Annotated in this window: 19 protein-coding genes; 8 read left to right on the plus strand and 11 right to left on the minus strand. The window is 66.3% G+C overall.

Annotated features, from left to right (window positions below; translation table 11 throughout):
• Window positions 1-22: 22 nt before the first annotated feature.
• Together ACXC9Q_RS17605 and ACXC9Q_RS17610 are read right to left on the minus strand one after the other, a co-directional pair.
• Window positions 23-1027, minus strand: a complete 1005-nt coding sequence (locus ACXC9Q_RS17605) for a hypothetical protein (protein ID WP_457057601.1) — start codon at window positions 1025-1027, stop codon at window positions 23-25.
• Window positions 1028-1154: 127 nt separating this feature from the next.
• Window positions 1155-1763: a DedA family protein gene (locus tag ACXC9Q_RS17610; RefSeq protein ID WP_457057602.1), complete on the minus strand. Its 609-nt coding sequence runs from the start codon at window positions 1761-1763 to the stop codon at window positions 1155-1157.
• Between the two features lie 186 nt (window positions 1764-1949).
• Between ACXC9Q_RS17610 and ACXC9Q_RS17615 the strand changes: the two genes are divergently transcribed.
• Window positions 1950-2318 carry a response regulator transcription factor gene (locus ACXC9Q_RS17615; protein ID WP_457057604.1) on the plus strand — a complete coding sequence of 123 codons (369 nt, stop codon included), beginning with the start codon at window positions 1950-1952 and terminating at the stop codon, window positions 2316-2318.
• Between the two features lie 15 nt (window positions 2319-2333).
• Here the strand turns inward: ACXC9Q_RS17615 and ACXC9Q_RS17620 are convergent, their stop codons facing one another.
• The 3 genes from ACXC9Q_RS17620 to ACXC9Q_RS17630 form a co-directional block, all read right to left on the minus strand.
• Complete coding sequence (locus ACXC9Q_RS17620) at window positions 2334-3023, minus strand: response regulator (protein ID WP_457057606.1); 690 nt, start codon at window positions 3021-3023, stop codon at window positions 2334-2336.
• A 102-nt stretch (window positions 3024-3125) separates the two neighbouring features.
• On the minus strand, window positions 3126-3323 hold the full coding sequence (locus tag ACXC9Q_RS17625) for a hypothetical protein (RefSeq protein ID WP_457057607.1): 198 nt from the start codon (window positions 3321-3323) through the stop codon (window positions 3126-3128).
• 188 nt (window positions 3324-3511) lie between these two features.
• Window positions 3512-3883, minus strand: a complete 372-nt coding sequence (locus ACXC9Q_RS17630; RefSeq protein ID WP_457057608.1) for a hypothetical protein — start codon at window positions 3881-3883, stop codon at window positions 3512-3514.
• A 34-nt stretch (window positions 3884-3917) separates the two neighbouring features.
• Between ACXC9Q_RS17630 and ACXC9Q_RS17635 the strand changes: the two genes are divergently transcribed.
• Window positions 3918-4109, plus strand: coding sequence for a hypothetical protein (locus tag ACXC9Q_RS17635; protein WP_457057610.1), 192 nt, complete (start codon window positions 3918-3920; stop codon window positions 4107-4109).
• Between the two features lie 502 nt (window positions 4110-4611).
• Here ACXC9Q_RS17635 and ACXC9Q_RS17640 read toward each other — a convergent pair.
• On the minus strand, window positions 4612-5094 hold the full coding sequence (locus tag ACXC9Q_RS17640) for a universal stress protein (protein ID WP_457057611.1): 483 nt from the start codon (window positions 5092-5094) through the stop codon (window positions 4612-4614).
• 26 nt (window positions 5095-5120) lie between these two features.
• Window positions 5121-5561 carry a MarR family winged helix-turn-helix transcriptional regulator gene (locus ACXC9Q_RS17645; protein WP_457057613.1) on the minus strand — a complete coding sequence of 147 codons (441 nt, stop codon included), beginning with the start codon at window positions 5559-5561 and terminating at the stop codon, window positions 5121-5123.
• A gap of 305 nt (window positions 5562-5866) precedes the next feature.
• Between ACXC9Q_RS17645 and ACXC9Q_RS17650 the strand changes: the two genes are divergently transcribed.
• Genes ACXC9Q_RS17650 through ACXC9Q_RS17675 form a run of 6 tightly spaced genes read left to right on the plus strand, consistent with a single transcriptional unit; the run spans window position 5867 to window position 12137 of the window.
• Window positions 5867-6775, plus strand: coding sequence for a fumarylacetoacetate hydrolase family protein (locus ACXC9Q_RS17650; RefSeq protein WP_457057615.1), 909 nt, complete (start codon window positions 5867-5869; stop codon window positions 6773-6775).
• Window positions 6775-7698 carry a zinc-binding dehydrogenase gene (locus ACXC9Q_RS17655; protein ID WP_457057616.1) on the plus strand — a complete coding sequence of 308 codons (924 nt, stop codon included), beginning with the start codon at window positions 6775-6777 and terminating at the stop codon, window positions 7696-7698. The genes ACXC9Q_RS17650 and ACXC9Q_RS17655 overlap by 1 nt, the downstream gene beginning before the upstream one ends.
• A gap of 43 nt (window positions 7699-7741) precedes the next feature.
• Entirely contained in the window at window positions 7742-8806 is a 1065-nt protein-coding gene (locus ACXC9Q_RS17660; RefSeq protein ID WP_457057617.1) for an alkene reductase, read from the plus strand.
• 24 nt (window positions 8807-8830) lie between these two features.
• Entirely contained in the window at window positions 8831-10054 is a 1224-nt protein-coding gene (locus ACXC9Q_RS17665) for an acyl-CoA dehydrogenase family protein (protein WP_457057618.1), read from the plus strand.
• Window positions 10054-11088, plus strand: a complete 1035-nt coding sequence (locus ACXC9Q_RS17670; protein ID WP_457057620.1) for a phosphotransferase family protein — start codon at window positions 10054-10056, stop codon at window positions 11086-11088. Before ACXC9Q_RS17665 ends, ACXC9Q_RS17670 begins: the two co-directional genes overlap by 1 nt.
• A gap of 53 nt (window positions 11089-11141) precedes the next feature.
• Window positions 11142-12137 (plus strand): NADPH:quinone oxidoreductase family protein, encoded by a 996-nt coding sequence (locus ACXC9Q_RS17675; protein ID WP_457057621.1) that lies wholly within the window; start codon window positions 11142-11144, stop codon window positions 12135-12137.
• A gap of 24 nt (window positions 12138-12161) precedes the next feature.
• On the opposite strand, the gene ACXC9Q_RS17680 is transcribed toward ACXC9Q_RS17675, so the two are convergent.
• The 4 genes from ACXC9Q_RS17680 to ACXC9Q_RS17695 form a co-directional block, all read right to left on the minus strand.
• A complete protein-coding gene (locus tag ACXC9Q_RS17680) occupies window positions 12162-12821 on the minus strand; it encodes a GntR family transcriptional regulator (RefSeq protein ID WP_457057623.1) in 660 nt (219 codons plus the stop codon).
• Window positions 12822-12928: 107 nt separating this feature from the next.
• Window positions 12929-13834 (minus strand): alpha/beta fold hydrolase, encoded by a 906-nt coding sequence (locus tag ACXC9Q_RS17685; protein ID WP_457057624.1) that lies wholly within the window; start codon window positions 13832-13834, stop codon window positions 12929-12931.
• Complete coding sequence (locus tag ACXC9Q_RS17690; protein WP_457057626.1) at window positions 13831-14580, minus strand: ABC transporter ATP-binding protein; 750 nt, start codon at window positions 14578-14580, stop codon at window positions 13831-13833. The genes ACXC9Q_RS17685 and ACXC9Q_RS17690 overlap by 4 nt, the downstream gene beginning before the upstream one ends.
• Window positions 14577-17294 carry an ABC transporter permease subunit gene (locus ACXC9Q_RS17695; RefSeq protein ID WP_457057628.1) on the minus strand — a complete coding sequence of 906 codons (2718 nt, stop codon included), beginning with the start codon at window positions 17292-17294 and terminating at the stop codon, window positions 14577-14579. The genes ACXC9Q_RS17690 and ACXC9Q_RS17695 overlap by 4 nt, the downstream gene beginning before the upstream one ends.
• Window positions 17295-17299 lie beyond the last annotated feature (5 nt).

Raw genomic sequence — 17299 nt, forward strand, 5'->3', positions numbered from 1 at the left:
TCACATACCTTCCGGGTGCGGATCACGCCGCGGGAGCGATCACCGAGTAGATGTGGTGGAATCCGATCAAGTCGAGTTTGCCGTCGAGGAAGCTCTGCGCGCTGATCCGGTCCACCGTCGCGTAACCGGGCTCGTAGATGAGAAGGTCGGGACCGTCCCGGCCGATCAGCAGGATGTAGTGCCGTGGAATCCGGTTGCCGATCAGTACAGGTACCGGCTGATCGTGGCCGGCGGCCTCGACCGCATCCTGTAGGGCCGACCTACCACCGGGCCCCGCGACCAATCGCGGTTCGTACCGGGCTCCCAGCGCGTCGGCGTGCCGGTTCAGCTCGCTGCTCAGTCCGACCGGTGTCGAGCCCAGCCGCTGCGGCCAGAAGCGGTTGGTCGCGTTGTGGATGCGATGTTCCTCCGCAGTCAGCCGCACCTGGAAGTGGGCCGCGCTCGCATCCGCACGGTCGGCGCTGTCGCCGGTCGTGAGGTACAGCGCGTACAGCGGATCCGTCATCGCCCGCGCCACCAGGACCGTCATCGATCCGCAGGTCGTGTCGTCGGTCTGCTCCACCGGAGAGGATCGGTACGTCGCCGAGCCGGACCAGTCCGGATCGATCAGGCTCAGGTGGCTACGCAGCCACCCGGGCTTCTTTCCTCGGATCAGCCACGCGAACGTGGCGATGTCGTCGGCGCTGTGCCCGGCCGCCCACGCCTTGACGAGATACGGCCGGTCCACGGAGGCGGCCGCAGCCAGCGTCGCCTCCACGCGGGCCCGGTCAGCAGGCGAAGCGTTGTCCAGCCTCTCCGCCGCCCGGGTTGCTGGTGACTCGGTCCGGACCGGAACGTGATGTCCCTGCACCAGGGCCGCCACACTCAGCGGATAGCAGTCGATCTCCACGTGGGGACCGATCCCGGACCCTGCCAGGGAGAGCAGGAGCGTCGACACCACCACCGGCCGGCGCACGATCGCGGTCAAACGCCACAGCATCCGGGCCGGCTTGAATACCGTTGCCCTGAGCATCGATCCGGTTGCCACGATCAATCCCTTTCGACCATTGCCGGCGGTTCTTCCCATCCGTCCGTCCCACGATGTCGGCGGAACGACCGGATGTCGTCACGGTGAGCGGCCATTCGCCGTACCGGCTGGCGGTAAATCACGGTGTTCAACGGACCCCGTGCCTCTTTCGGATGCGGAGAAGGACGAAGACGGCCGCGGCCACCGCGATCAGCACCAAGGGCACAGAGGTCAGGGCGTGGTCCAGCGTCGTCAGCGAGGCGGAGAAGCCGTAGCCGAGCAGTACGCAGCCCGCACCCCAGACGATGGCGCCGGCCACATTCCACGGCAGGAACGTGCGCAGGTACGGCATCCGTGCCATGCCGGCCATACCCGGCGTCAGTGCTCGCAGGCCGGCGGTGAATCGGCCGAGCAGCACGGCCCGTCCGCCGTGCCGCCGAAGGAAGTCATCGGTTCGCCGCCATCGATCGTCGCCGACCCGGAGACCCAACCGGGACGATCGCAGCCTCGGTCCGAGCCGGCGCCCGACCTCATAGCCCACGCTGTCGCCGAGGGCCGCCGAGCCGATCGCGACCGCCACCATCGGCCACAGGGCGATCCAGCCCTGGTGGGCGGCGAATCCGGCCACCACCAAGGCCGTCTCGCCGGGAAGAACCAGCCCGAGCATGACCGCGGCCTCGGCACAGGCCAGACCGCCGGCGATGAGGTAGAACCACCCCCCGAGCTGTCCGCCGAGCTGCTGCAGGAATCCGAGCATCGTCAGGTGGTCCTGGGCCGACGCCGGCTGATCGAGTGCCGCACACCAACCACGGTGCCAGCCGGTCCCGCCGTTCTCCTTACCGCCAGCGCGAAGACCGGGGTCACGACAGCAGGAACCCCGGCGCTACTGGTGGGTCCAGCTAGCTGGATTGTCCGTGAACCGGTCGGTTGGCATGCTGAACCCATGGAGTTGCGCTGCTTGATCGTTGATGACAGCCTTCATTTCCTGGCGGCTGCGCGCGGTCTGCTGGAGCGCGAGGGCATGGTGGTCGTGGCCGTGGCGTCGAACGGGGACGACGCCGTACGGCGCGCCACGGAACTCGGACCGGACGTCACCCTGGTCGACATCGACCTCGGCGGGGAGAGCGGCTTCGACGTCGTTCGGCGGCTGACCCGCGAGACCGACTTGGCGCCGGCGACGGTGATCCTGGTTTCCACCCACGCCGAGGAGGACTACGCGGAGCTGATCTCGGCCAGCCCGGTCGCCGGGTTCTTGCCCAAGACGAGGTTGTCCGCTCCCGCCATCCGCGATCTGCTCGGGCTGCCGGCCTGACCGCGGCCGGCCTGGTCAGCGGGATTCGAGGAAGGTGACTACCGCGAGCACCCGGCGGTGGTCGTCGTCGGCCTCCGGCAGGCTCAGCTTGGCCAGGATGTGCCGGACGTGCTTCTCCACGGTCCCCTCCGTCACCCACAGCCGTCGCGCGATGCCGGCGTTCGAACGTCCCTCGGCCATCAGCGCCAGTACCTCGTGCTCTCGCTGGCTCAGCCCGGCCAGCGGGTCGTTACGCCGCCGCGCTCCGACCAGCTCCTGCACCAGCGCGGGGTCCATCACCGAACCACCCCTGACGATCCGCTCCAGCGTCTCGACGAACTCGTCCACATCCGTCACCCGGCTCTTGAGCAGGTAGCCGATCCGCTGACCGGTGGCCAGCAGTTCCATCGCGTGCTCGACCTCGGCGTGAGCCGAGAGCAGCAGGATCCCGATCTCCGGGAGCTGCTTGCGGATCTCCCGCGCGGCGTCCAGTCCCTCGGTGGTGTTGGTCGGCGGCATCCGGATGTCCATCACGACCAGATCGGGCTTCAGTTCGCGCACGAGCGGAAGAATCCACGCGCTGTCGCCGGTCTGCCCGACCACGTCGAACCCCGCCCGCTCCAGCAGACCGGCCAGGCCGGCACGGAGGAGGACGTCGTCCTCAGCCAGCAGCACGCGCGTACCTTCGTCGCTCTGCGTGCGCTGGTGGGACGGCTCGGTCGGCATGTCAACGAGTATCCCCGGCGCCCGGCCGCTCCCGCTACCTGCCAGCCGGAAACCCTTGTGATTGCTGACGGGAGGACGTGGCACGCAGCGTGATCGTTTCGATCACTCGGCGCTGACCTGCAGGTGTGCGAGCAGGCTTGTCGCCATGAGCTCGATCTCCGCCAGCTCGGCGTGCAGCTTGCGAACCTCGTCGTCTCCCCAGATCTGCGAGCTGAACCGGTGATGCGTGATCGCCGTGATCATCAGAAATCGAGCCTGGGTGGGATCGAACGCACCGCCCAGCCAGTCTGCGCGCTCCATGTCTGCCTGCCTTCCGAGCGATTCGCCTTCGCCGGGATTGACGAGTGCGGTCTCACTTCATGCTGCCCGCGAACCGAGCGTCGATCGCTCCTGCCAGCAACCTTCCTGCCACCCGGAGAGCCGGAATCCGGCGTTACTGGCTAGCCGGTACCGAAGACGTTGGCAATCTCCAGCTGCTGCGAGCCGGGTCATCCATCGGCCGGAGGGACATCGTCGGCCTCTGTCGCCAGGAATCGGCTGGGATCGCCGGCGGCGCTGGCACTCGCTCCCAGCCAGGCCGTGAGCCCGATGGGGTCGCGTCGTTCGAGCTCGTCCAGATAGTGCTGCCGGGCTTCTACGATGCGCAGTCGAGCGGCCGCCGTCGTCGCGACCCGGAGTGCCTCGTAGCTCTCCTGCCACTGCCGGCACAGCTCGGCCGTCGTGAGCCCGCCGCTGCGGTCGAGCCTGGCGGGGATGCGCCTCAGCGTGCGACCGTACCAGCGCATCGCGGCTGGTGACGTGACACCGAAGACCACCACCAAACCCGGACCAGCTGCGCCGAAGAGGACGACGTAGCCCATGCACGCGAGGGTCGCCGACATCATTGTGCCGACGATGAGAGCCGATCGTCGACGTCTGGCCGTGGTCTCCGCCGGCTTCGACGAGGCAGTCGCGGCCACAGTCAATCCGATCCCGGCGACGACGACCAGAATCGGAAAGATCACCTGGGCGGGCGTGAGCAACACTCCCGCCACGAGGCCCAGTACGCCGACCAAGCCGCACAACGTACTCCACACGAGTCTGTAGACCGTCCGAAGACAGCGGACGCCCGAGCACATCTCAGTCTCCGGAGCCCGACGCAGCTGCCCCGCGATCGTGTCCCAGTGCCGGGATCATTGCCTCCAGCATCATCTGCCCCACGCGGCCGGTACCGCCTCCGGTGCGCATCATCGGGCAGGATGCGGTCGTTGTGAGCGCGCGCCGGCGGCTCGCCGCAACTGCTTGGCCCTGACAATGCCGGGATCCCGAGGATCGAGCGGCAGCGCGTCGGGCAACGCCAACCGCCGCTTTCGTCCGTCCGTCTTCAGGACGCGAATCTGCCGCATCTCACACCTCTCACACCTCGGCCGCCTGTCGCGCGGCGGCGATCCTGCAGCCAGCATGGCGTCGCGAATCGCTCCGGTCGTCACCACCAGCGCCCAACTTCGCTTCCCACTAGCCGGAATCCCGAGGGTTTGCCGCCGGGTACCGTCACTCCCGGCACGCCGAGACGGCGGCAGGGCGCGGCGCTAGTTCTCGACTGGCGCGGTCAAGGTACGACGACTACAACAGGTGCGTCCTTGCGGCAGATCAGGCGATGGCTGAGGGACCCGGCGACCTGGTGCCACCTCTTCGCGGACCGGCCGACCACGACGAGTTTGGCGTTGACGCTGCGCGCGATGTCAGCGAGGGTTTCGGTGGCGTTGCCGTACTCGCTGACAAAGCTGACCGAGATGCCGAGGTCGTGGGCACGGCGCTTTGCTTCGTCTTCGAGCTCGCCGGCAATCGCTTGTCTGGTGTTCTCGAGGCCGGCGTAGTCGTAGGGCACCGCGAGAGCGGCCGCGGGTTCGGTGAAAGGCATGACGTAGACGACGACGAGTCTGCCGTTGGAGCGCAGCGCTTCCCCGGCTGCCCAGGAGAATGCGTCCCAACTGGTCGGCGAACCATCGACTCCTGCGACGATGACTGGTGCCGCAGGGCCGGCCTGGTTCACCGGACTCCGTGTCCGCGCAACGGCGGGGTCTTCGGACATTGTGATCACCTCATCGGCAATGGATGTCAGTCTGTGCGGCTGTTCTGAGTGTCGGCAGCAAGTTCGGCCAGGCGGAGCAGCGCCGGCAGTGCCGCCATGAGCGCGCCGGCGTCCTGTTCGTCGAGCTCGTCGATCAACCCCGTGAGCATCGCCGCGCCGGCCCGGCGCATAGCGCGAAGGTGTTGCCGCCCCGCCCGGGTGATCGCGACCAGGACCACTCGGGCATCGGCAGGATCACGGCGGCGTTCGGCGAGGCCGAGCTTCTCCAGTTGGGTCACCAGAGCGGTCATCGACGGCTGGGTCACATCCTCGTTCACGGCAAGGTCCGTCAATCGCCGCGCACCCGTCCGCTCCAGGGTGACCAGCGTCGAGGCGGCGGTCAGCCCCAGCGTCCGGTCGCGTCGCCGGATCGCGACGCCGGCCAGCGCGAAGAGTGTCTCGCCGAGAACGGAGCTCTGTTGGACCACGCCATAAGTATAGACCGAACTATATAGATGCGTTAATAAAAACCTTGCGAACAGCCGGCTTGCCGGCAGCCACCTGCGCCGGAACCTGGTCCAACCACCCGCTGAACGCGGTGTCGCCTGATCCCAGGATCAGGCCCCCCCGCCACCGTGCGTCGTCCCGGGTGTGGGCGTTCTGAGGCGAAGTCGATGGCTCTTCTAAAAATATAGGATCTGCCAGATGATTCTCATCGTGGCATAAAATCGATTTACTCGATATGATCGGTTCCTCCGGCAACATCGTGTCTGCGATCTGTGATGGAGGTTCTATGCGCACGGCGAACCTGGACGGCCGCCTTGTCCTGATGACCGATTCGGGTGCCGTCGACGTGGGCGTCGCATCGTCCGGCCGATTCCGTTCGGACCCCCAGTCGGCACTGGAGCAGTGGGACGAGCTGCGCGAGTGGGCGGCGACTGTCGACGTGCCAGGCGAGCCCGTCAAGGAATCGCTGTTCGGCCCGCCAGTACCTCGGCCGCGCCAGGTCTTCGGTATCGGTATGAACTATTCGAGTCATGCGGCCGAGTCCGGCCTGGAGATTCCGCCTCACCCTGCGACGTTCACGAAGTTTCCTACCTGCATCACCGGCCCCAACGCCACTGTCGTCCTGCCAAGCGACCGAGTCGACTGGGAAGTCGAGCTGGTCGCCGTGATCGGGCGCCGTGCGTGGGCCGTCGACGAAGCGGATGCGATGGACCACATCGCTGGGTTCACCGTCGGGCAGGATCTGTCCGAGCGCAGCGTCCAGTGGCGCAAACCGAACCCACAGTTCTCGCTCGGCAAGTCGTTCCCCGGATTCGGCCCGATCGGGCCATCCCTCGTGACCATCGACGAGTTCTCCGATCCCCACGATCTCGCGCTCACCGCGACGCTCAACGGGGAGACGATCCAGACCGGCAGGACCAGTGACCTGATCTTCTCGGTTCCACGCCTGGTCGCCGAGTTGTCGTCGATCGTCGCGCTCCTTCCCGGGGATCTGATCTTCACCGGTACTCCGTCGGGAGTGGGCGCCACGCGCTCGCCCCAGCGGTTTCTCCAGCCTGGTGATGAACTGATCTCGACGATCGAGGGAATCGGTTCCATCCTGACGACGTTCAGCCGTGGGCATCACCGCAGGGATACACGTATGCCTCCAACCCTCCGCACAGTCGACCTTCCTGCCAACTCAGGAGCAGCCTGATGTCCAACCGTGCCCTCGTGGCCGATCCCGACCACCCGGTGACGATGCGTCCGGCCGAGGTTGCGGACCCATCGCCTTCGGACGCACAAGTCGTCATCGAGGTGCGCCACGCGTCACTCAATCATGGAGATCTCAACGACGCGGTCTCCGGCCGTCTGGCGCCGGGTGACGTGCTCGGATCGGACATCGCCGGAATCGTGGTGCAAGCCGCAGCCAACGGCAGCGGGCCCGCGCTCGGTGCCCGGGTCGTAGCGCTCGCCGTCGGAGGGTTCGCACAGCGGGTCGCAGTGGACTCGGACTCGGTGGCCGTCGTACCGGATGATCTCGACCTCGTCCTGGCGGCCGGGCTCCCGGTGGCGGGCCTTGCCGCGTTGCGGACCCTGCGTGCCGGCGGGTCGTCGTTGGGCAAGAGGGTGCTGGTCACCGGGGCCTCCGGCGGGGTCGGAACCTTCGCCGTGCAGCTCGCTGCGGCCTCAGGTGCCCACGTCATCGCCGCCGTCGGTAGTCCTGAGAGAGGGAAAGGGCTGAGCGAACTCGGTGCCACCGAGGTGGTTGTCGGACTCGATGGCCTCGACCCGGTCGATCTCGTGATCGAAAGCGTCGGTGGGCCGCTGATGACGCAGGCGTGGACCCTGCTGGCGCCGGGCGGGAGTCTGCAGAGTGTCGGCTGGACCTCAGGAGAACCTGCCGTACTACCCCCGTACGCAACGGTGGGACCGGTCAAGTCGCTGTCGTCGTACCTGACTCTCGGGCCGGTCGGGAAGGATCTGGCTGATCTGGTCGGGCTCGCGGTGGCGGGCCGGCTGACGGTCCGTGTCGGGTGGCGCGGGGACTGGGCTCGGATCGAGGAAGCGACCAAGGCATTGCGCGACCGTAAGGTGCACGGCAAGGCGATCCTCGACATAGCCGACCAGCTCACATGACTGCCCGGGACGAGGGTGCGTTCGTTCGAGCCAGGCTGGGCTGATGAAGCTCTTCGAGCCGATGACCGTCGGAGCCTGGCAATTGCCGAACCGCATTGTCATGGCTGCGATGACTCGGGCCAGAGCCACCTTGCCCGGGATTCCTACCCAGCTCACCGTCGAGTACTACGCTCAACGCGCGACGGCCGGCCTCATCGTCACCGAAGGAATCCAGCCCAGTTCCACCGGGCAGGGCTACCTGAACACGCCCGGCCTCTACACAACTGACCAGGTTCGTGGATGGCGTCGAGTGACAGACGCCGTCCACGACCGTGACGGGCGAATCATCGCTCAGTTGATGCATGCCGGGCGGGTAGGACATCCCAGTAATCGCCAGGGCCAGCCGTCGATCGCTCCCTCCGCGCTCTGTGCACCCGGGACGGTGCGGACCTCCGAAGGACTGCTTCCCCATGCACTTCCGCATGCCCTCGCCACGGAGGAAGTCGGCCGGGTAGCAGACGAGTTCGCCCTGGCCGCCCGATTCGCGATCGCCGCCGGCTTCGACGGCGTCGAAATCCACGCAGCGAACGGCTATCTCGTCCACCAGTTCCTCTCACCGGCGTCGAACGTCAGAACCGACCGGTACGGCGGGAGCCCGCAGTTCCGCGCACGGTTCGCGATCGAGGTCGCATCGAAGGTCGCCGGTGCTATCGGCGGGAATCGCGTCGGAGTGCGACTGTCCCCGGGCAACCAGGCCAAAGGGGTCCTCGAGTGCGACTCGGTGGCGACCGCAGCCACCTACACGCACCTCGTGGGTGCGCTGCGAGGGTTGAAGCTCGCCTATCTGAGCGTGATCGGCGATCCGACCGCAGCACTGGTTCAACGTCTGCGCACACAGTTCGGTGGACCGGTCATGATCAACAGCGGATCCGACTGGGCCACCAACCGGGACCGGGCGACCTGGCTCGTGTCGCAGAACCGGGCTGACCTGGTCGCCGTGGGGCGCGCATTCATCGCAAATCCGGACTTGGTCGAGCGCTGGAGGACCAGCGCCGATGTCAACGTGCATGACCCTGAGACCTTCTACGGCGGCGGATCCAGCGGATACACCGACTACTCCACCCTGTAGGCAGATCATCGTTGAGGAGAACCTGTGTTCGAGACGTCCGAGAAGGCCAGGGACTACCAGGATCGGCTCCGTGCTTTCATGGATGAGCGGATCTATCCCGCCGAGTCCGTGTACGCGTCGCAGATGGAACAGTCGGGCGATCCGCACTTCCATCCGCCGGTCCTGGAGGAGCTGAAGGCCGAGGCGCGCCGGCGCGGACTGTGGAATCTGTTTCACCCGCACGCCGAGTGGGGCCCGGGCCTGACCAACCTGGAGTACGCGCCGCTCGCCGAGATCATGGGTCGCAGCGCCCAGTTGGCGCCGGAGGCAACCAATTGCAACGCCCCCGACACGGGCAACATGGAAGTACTGACGTTGTTCGGTACCGACGAGCACAAGGAGCGGTGGCTGATGCCACTGCTCGCCGGTGAGATCGCGTCGGCGTTCGCGATGACCGAGCCGGCGGTGGCGAGCTCGGATGCGACGAACGTGCAGTTGCGCATCGAGCGCGATGGCGACGAGTACGTGCTCAATGGACGCAAGTGGTGGACATCGAACGCGCTGCACAAGAACTGCCGGGTGCTGATCGTGATGGGTAAGACCGATGTCGCCGCTCCGCCGCATCGACAGCAGAGCATGCTGGTCGTGCCGATGGACACGCCAGGTGTCACGGTCGTACGGAATCTGCCGGTGTTCGGCTACCAGGATCGCGAAGGGCACGGCGAGGTGCACTTCGACGAGGTTCGCGTCCCCAGAACAGCGCTACTCGCCGGCGAGGGCGATGGGTTCATGATCAGCCAGGCGAGACTCGGCCCGGGCAGGATCCACCATTGCATGCGCTCGATCGGTATGGCCGAGCGTGCCCTGGACCTGATGATCGACAGAGCGCAGCAGCGCACGACCTTCGGTGAACCGCTGGCGAATCGGTCCAACATCCAGGACTGGATCGCCGAGGCCCGGATCGAGATCGACATGGCACGGCTCCTGACGCTGAACGCGGCGTACCTGATGGACACGGTCGGCAACCAAGTCGCGCGGACCGAGATCGCCGCTATCAAGGTCGCGGCTCCGCAGATCGCGCTGAAGGTCATCGACCGGGCGATCCAGGTCCACGGCGGCGGCGGGCTTTCCGATGACTTTCCGCTGGCCAACATGTATGCACATCAACGGGCACTGCGGATCGTCGACGGTCCGGACGAGGTCCACAAGCGGACCATCGCCAGGATGGAACTGCGGCGACGAGACCCGAACTGGGGCAAGCGGCCATGATGGGCAGGCAGACCGAAACCGGTGCCCTGCTCGGCGTCGACCTCGAAGTCGTCGCTGGGTGGCTCGCCGACGCCGGCCTGGAGGTCAGCGCTCCACTGACCGGCCAACGGGTTGGTGTCGGGCAGTCCAATCTGACCTATCTGCTGATGGATGCGGCTGGGCGGCAGTGGATCCTGCGGCGACCACCGCTCGGCGCTCTCTTGCAGTCGGCGCACGACGTCGCCCGAGAGCATCGGATCATGGCCGCACTGAACCGCTCTGCGGTGCCGGTTCCCAGGGTGATCGGCCTGTGGCACGACCAGACCGACCAGCTCCTGATGGATTATGTCGATGGACTCGTCATCGACCGGATGGAGGTTGCGGCAGGTCAGCCGGAGCTTGTCCGGGCAGCGGCCGGACGGTCCATCGCCCGGACGCTCGCCGAGATCCACGCGGTTGACCTCGAGCGGGCAGGTCTGCTCGATCTCGCCAGCCACCGCCCCTATGCCGAGCGACAGCTCAAGCGCTGGGAACAGCAACTGGAAGCAAGCAAGACCCGCGAACGTCCGGACTTGGATCGGCTCACAGCGCGTCTTCGGGCAAGCATTCCCGCACAACGGGAACTGGTGCTCGTCCATGGGGACCTGCACATTCGGAACGTCATCTGCGCGGCGGGCACCGGGGAGGTGCTGGCTGCTCTCGACTGGGAACTGTCGACGCTCGGCGACCCCATCGCCGATCTCGGCACTCTCCTCGCGTACTGGCCGGAGAAGGCGGACAGCTCGGACTGGCGTTTCGCCGCCTCGACGCTGCCAGGTTTCCCGAGTCAGGCTGAACTGGTCGACGAGTACGTGCTTGCCACCGGGCGAGACATCGCTGCTCTGGGTTTCTGGCACGTGCTGGGAGTGTGGAAGGTCGCCATCATCGCCGAAGGAATTCGGCAACGCTTCCAAGGCGATGCGCGCAACGCGCCGGAGGTCGGGCCGCCATCTGCCACGTCGATCGACTATCTGGTCGACGAAGCCTGGGAGCTCGTCGACCACTACAGAATCTGAGGCGTTCACCCGAGGTTGATGTGGGCGAACGGTCGAGGTGACAAGGAGGTCCGATGAAGGCGTGGCAGGTCCAAGAACTGGGCGAACCCCGCGATGTGCTGCGGATGGTTGACATACCGATTCCCGAGCCGGCGGCTGGTCAGCTCGTCGTACGAGTGCTCGCAGCGGCGGCAAACTTCCCAGATGTTCTGATGAGCCGCGGTTTGTACCAGAACCGCCCGCCGCTACCGTTCACGCCGGGGGTGGAGCTCTGCGGAGTAGTGGTCGCCGTTGGTGCCGGAGTAGAGGGCCTGGCGACCGGGGACAGGGTGCTCGGCCTGAGCGTGTTGCCCAGTGGAGGGTTCGCGGAGTTCGCCGTCATGGACAGCGACATGACCTTCCTTGCACCGGCCGGTCTCGACGACGCGGAAGCCGCGTCCTTGCTGATGGCTTACCAGACCGGGTGGTTCGGATTGCACCGGCGTGCATCGATCGGGCCGGCTGACGTGCTGCTGGTCCACGCTGCAGCCGGCGGAGTAGGCAGCGCCGCTGTGCAACTGGGGAAGGCGGCCGGCGCGCAGGTGATCGGTGTCGTGGGCAGCGCCGAGAAGGTGGTGCATGCGTCAAGGCTGGGTGCTGATCTCGTCATCAACCGATCCGAGCGGGACTTCGTGGACGTGGTCAACGCCGAGACCGGCGGCCGCGGTGCCGATGTCATCTACGACCCGATCGGCGGCGATGTCTACCACCGCTCGACAAAGTGCATCGCGTTCGAGGGCAGGCTCGTCACTGTCGGATTCGCCGGCGGACAGATCCAGGCAGCGGCGCTCAATCACCCACTGGTCAAGAACTACTCCATCGTCGGCCTTCACTGGGGCCTCTACCTGACCCGGGATCCGGCCGGGGTTGCTGATTGTCAGCGCGCGCTGGAGGACCTTGTCCGTACTGGCGCAATACGGCCACTGATCAGCAAACGCCTGGCGCTTGACGAGCTTCCGAACGGGCTGCAACAACTGGCTGAGGGTGCCACGATCGGTCGCATCGTTTGTGAAGTGTCCAACAGCGGATAGCGCGGACGGCGCTGGGACGTGCTCTTATTCTCCGCGGCCTGCGAGGAGAAGGTCGGTTGTGTGCTGGATGTGGTCGCTCATGAGACGGACGCCGGTATCGGCGTCGTGCCCGATGGCGGCGCTCATGAGAGCTCGGTGCTCTCTGCGGATGTTGCGTTTGCGTTTGGTCTTCGCCAGGCTCACAGACCAGTAGCGGTACAGTTCGCCGGCGTCGAAGAGCTGCTGGCGTAGGCGCTTGAGAAGTGGGCTGGTAGAGGCCGAGGCCAGGGCTGCGTGGAACTCGGAGTGGGCTTTCATCCAGGCGTAGTTCGGTTCGTCGGCGGGCGCGTCGGGTGGCCGGACTGCGCCTTCGAGTCGATGGTGGGCGGCGACGACTTCGGCTTCCCAGGCCACATCGCCGGTCTGGATCGACTCACGCAAGGTCATGGTCTCGATCTCGATGCGCACCCGGGTGAGATCGAGCAGGTCGGGCACCGACAGGGGACGAACAACAAAGCCTTGTTGTGGTCGCGCCTCGACCAGGCCTTCGGAGGCCAGCCGGGTCACCGCTTCCCGGACCACGGACAAGCTCACGCCGTGGGCCTTGCCGATCTCCGCCAGACGGACCTTCTCGCCGGGCTGCATCCTGCCCATGCAGATGTCGTTCTTGACCTCGTAATAGACGGTGGTCACCAGTGTTGCCATCATTCGCCACCTTAACAGATCAACGACAAATGCCCAAGAAATCGGTTTCGTGTCCAGTATCGGGTACTGAGCACTGAATCGATAATGGGCGCCTTGGCCGCCCAGCCTCAGAGGCCGGCAAGAAACCCGACGAGAGCATCGCTGACAGCACCTGGCACCTCCTGCTGAATCCAATGGCCGGCCTGCGGAATCGTGATGATCCCGCGCAGGTCATCGCAGAATTCTTCGAGCGCCGCGCCGGACATGACCGTGCCGACGATGTCGTCGGATCCGGTCAGGAACAAGGCCGGCTGGTGGATCCTGGCGCCGTCGGAGGCCGCCGTCAGACGCCAGTTCCGGTCGATGTTCCGGTAATAGTTGAGCCCCGGGGTGAAGGTCGACCGCCGGAACGACTCGACGTACACGTCAAGGTCGGACTCCGACAGCCAGGGGGGCCGCACCGGCCGGTCGGGATTCGCAGCCCAGTGGGCAGTGAGCTGGCCAGTGGCCGTGAGAGTCCGCTCGATGTCGGCCATGAGAGCACGATCGGCAGGCCCCACGAGCTGGAACCACGACAGGTAGTGATCCTCGCCCATCCGACGCCGGATGATCTCCATCGGCGCCACCGGAGCCCGGCGCGTGAGCGGGACGCTCAGGCCGGCCACCGCCCGGACGGATCCAGGATGAGCCAGCGCGGTGTGCCATACGACGGATGCTCCCCAGTCGTGGCCGACGAGCACAGCCTTCTGCTCGCCCAGTGCCCGCACGAGCCCGACGATGTCCTCCCCGAGCGTCACGATGTCGTAGGCGTCGACGGCGGCAGGCCGAGAGCTCCCGCCGTACCCGCGCATGTCGGGAACTGCCACCCGGTACCCCGCCTCGACGAGCGGCCCGAGCTGATGACGCCACGAATAGGCCAGCTCCGGGAAACCATGACAGAGAACGACCAGCGGGCCATCGCCGATGACCCAGGTGTTGAGCGTGATGCCATTGGTCTCGATGGATCGCGCTTCAGTCTCCGGCCAAGCGGTCATGGCGTTCCAGCGTCGGCGACTCCGACGTAGTGCGCGAACAGGTCGGCCCCGAGCAGGTCCTGCGCCGTACCGGAGAAGGCGATCTCGCCTTTGCGCATGATGTACGCCGACGTGGCCAGCGCTAGCACCTGCTCGGCGAACTGGTCGACGAGGAGGATCGAAGCACCTTCGGCCGCCCGCGCACGGAGGAATTCGAAGATTTCGTCGACGATGATCGGCGCCAGCCCCAAGGAAGGTTCGTCGACCAGGATCAGTGACGGCTCCCGGACGTACGCCGCGGCGAGGGCCAGCATCTGCTGCTGACCACCACTCATCGTGCCGGCGCGCTGCCTGCGGCGTTGTCCCAGAATGGGGAAGGCGGCAACAGCCTTCGCCATGGCGTCGCCCTCTGACCCGAGACTCGCCTGGATGCGGAGATTCTCCTCGACGGTCAGACCGCGGAAGATACCGCGCCCCTCCGGGACGTGAACCAACCCCGACGCGGCACGAAGATTCGGCCTGGCATCCGTGACATCCTGACCGGCCAGCCGTACGTGCCCGGCGGTCGCCCTGACGAGGCCGGAGATCGTCCTCAGCAACGTCGTTTTGCCTGCACCGTTCGGTCCGAGCAAGGCGACAACCGCACCGGCTGGAACGGTCAGGGACACACCGCGGAGCACCTCGGTAGCTTCGTATCCCGCGTGAAGTCCAGTGACCTCCAGCGCGGGAGGCGGCTCGGCCGCGGACAGCGCGGGTTCCCGGTTCACGACCCACCCTCCGATACCTCTGTCAGCTGCCGCCGGTCGGCCACGAGTCCCGAAGACCCCAGGTACGCGACCCGTACGACGTCGCTGTCCGCGACAGCGGATGGCGTCCCCTCGAAGATCAGCTTCCCGGAGTCCATCACGTAGATCCTGGAACAAACTCGCATCACCAAGGACATGTCGTGCTCGATCAGCAGAATGCCCAGTCCCGTCTCACGGACGATCTCCAGCAGGATGGATCCGAACTTCTCGGTTTCGTCCGCGTCGAGACCCGCGGAAGGTTCGTCCAGCAGCAGAAACTCGAAATCGCCGGCCAGGCATCGCGCCAGCTCGACCAGACGGCGCTGACCGGTCGACAGGTCAGAGGCGTTCACCGTGGCCAGGTCGGCGAGCCCACACAGGTGAAGCGCCCAGAGCGCACGATCACGCGTGGTCTTCGCGGTGTCCGGCTTGGCCAGCAACTGGCGCAAGGGATTGATTCCCCCGCGGCCCGCTTCGTAGCCCATGGCGATGTTCTCGAGCACCGTCAGACTGTCGCAGAGCTCCGAGGTCTGGAAGGTACGGCCCAACCGCCGTCGGGCGCGGGCGGCCGGCCCGTAACGGGTCACGTCCTCGCCGAACAGGCGGATGCGTCCCGTGATCTTGCGATTGAACCCGCTGCACGCATCGAACGTCGAGGTCTTGCCGGCTCCGTTGGGGCCGATCACTCCGGTGATCTTCCCGGCCGGTGCGTCCAGGCTCAGCGCTTCCACGGCGATCAGCCCGCCGAAGCGGATTCCGACGTTCACCACCTCGATGCCCGGATCACCTGGCTGAGAACGCGCCGCGCGCCGCGCGTTCGAGAACTTGCCGGTCTCCGGCGGTTTCCTGGTGAGCCTCAGCCGGTCGAACCTGGCCCTCAGCCAGGCCGGCATCGTCGGGTTGCCACCTGACATCGACACGAAGATGGCGGACAGGCCGAACACGACGTTCAGCCAGAACGTCGTGTCCGACCCCATCACGTACGCCGGGATCACCGTGGCCACCACCGCAACGATGGCGTACCAAGGCTCGGCGAACGGTGCCAGCGCAAGCATGGCCAGCAGGAGCAGAGAGTTAAACGACCCGAAGAAGGGGTCTCCGCCGGTGGCGAAATTGCGCTCCACGCCGAGCAGGATTCCCGCCAGTCCGGCAAAGAACGCGGACAGACAGAACACCGTGACCCGTACGACCTGAGTTGTCAGCCCCAGGGCTTCCGCACTTCTGGGCGAGTCCGCGAGAACCCGGAGCAGGCGTCCCAGCCTGCTGCGCTGAATCGCGACGACCGAGATCGCCGTCAGCACCAGGGCACCGAGCACGACGTAGTAGTAGCTTGCCGGGTCCTCCGCGAAACTCGGATGCGGCATCTCGCGGCCTTGCGAGAACGTCGTGAACATCCATTTCTGCGGATAGAAGAGCTGTTGAACCAGGATGCCGAACCCAAAGGTCGCCAGGGCGAGAAACAGTCCCGACAGCCGGATGGCAGGGATCGCGACGACCGCTCCGACCGGAACTGCCACGAGACTCCCCAGCAACACCGCAACCAGCCACGGGAGCTGAAAATGGAGGGCGAACTGTGAGAACGCGACGGCGCCGACCGCTGCGAACGCGGCGTGACACAGCGAGACCTGTCCGGACATCCGGACCAGGAGACCCAACGACAGCAGCAGGATCCCGGTCGCCAGGCCAGTCGTGAAGAACGTCAGGTTGTCACCGGCGACGGCGGGAAGGAGAAGGAGCGGAACGAGCAGAACCAACGCCGTGCCGACCCGCACCGGCCCGGGAGCTCGATAGGGCTCCGGCAGCCTCCCTGTCGAGCGGGTGGGAGAGACCAGGTGTCGCCCTCTGACCAGCAGCACGACGAACAGGATGAGGAACGGCACTGACGCGGGAAGGCCGGTGAGCCAGGTGTGCCCCAGCGCAAACTGGTTCGCGACCGCCGACAGAACCCCTACGACGATGCCACCGGCCAACGTCAGAGGAATGTTGGCGAAGCCACCGATCGCAGCACCCGCGAATGCCTGCACGACCATGAACGTGAGCAAGATGGCATCGAGACCGACCAGCGGAGTGATGAGCACACCCGACAGGGAGGCGAACGTCGCACCGATGATCCAGGCGATCCGACGAACCTTGCGGGGGTCGACCGCCTGCATGGCAAGAAGATCCGGGTCGTCGACGACCGCCCTCATCGCCAAGCCGGTTCTCGACGAACGGAAGAACAGGTACAGAACCCCGACAGCCAGCACCGCCACCGCGGTGATGATCACCTTGTCGAGAGTGATCACGACGCCTGCCAACTGGAAGGACTTGTCCGCCCCCGGCAGGAACTGCTGCATCGGGATGGTCATCGTGCCGAACTTGAGAGCAGCCAGTCCCTGGACCAGCAGAATGAGGCCGACCGTGCCGACGATCTTCAGTGCCGTCGGACGGGGGGCGAGCTTGCGTGCGAACGCCTCCATGGCCAGCCCCAGGCCGGGACCGACCACCAGAACGCTGACGATCAGCGCAAGTCCGGTGCCCAGGCCGACGGACTTGGTCAGCCAGTAGAAGACGAAGGCCGCCGCCGTGGCCACAGCACCGTGACCGAAGTTGAAGATTCCAGAGGTCTTGTACGTCAGAACCAGCCCGGTCGCTGCCAGCCCGTAGACCGCTCCGAGAGCGATTCCGCTCACGATGAAGGGAAGAAGATCACCCATGGCGA

The sequence above is a fragment of the Kribbella sp. CWNU-51 genome, assembly GCF_054073265.1.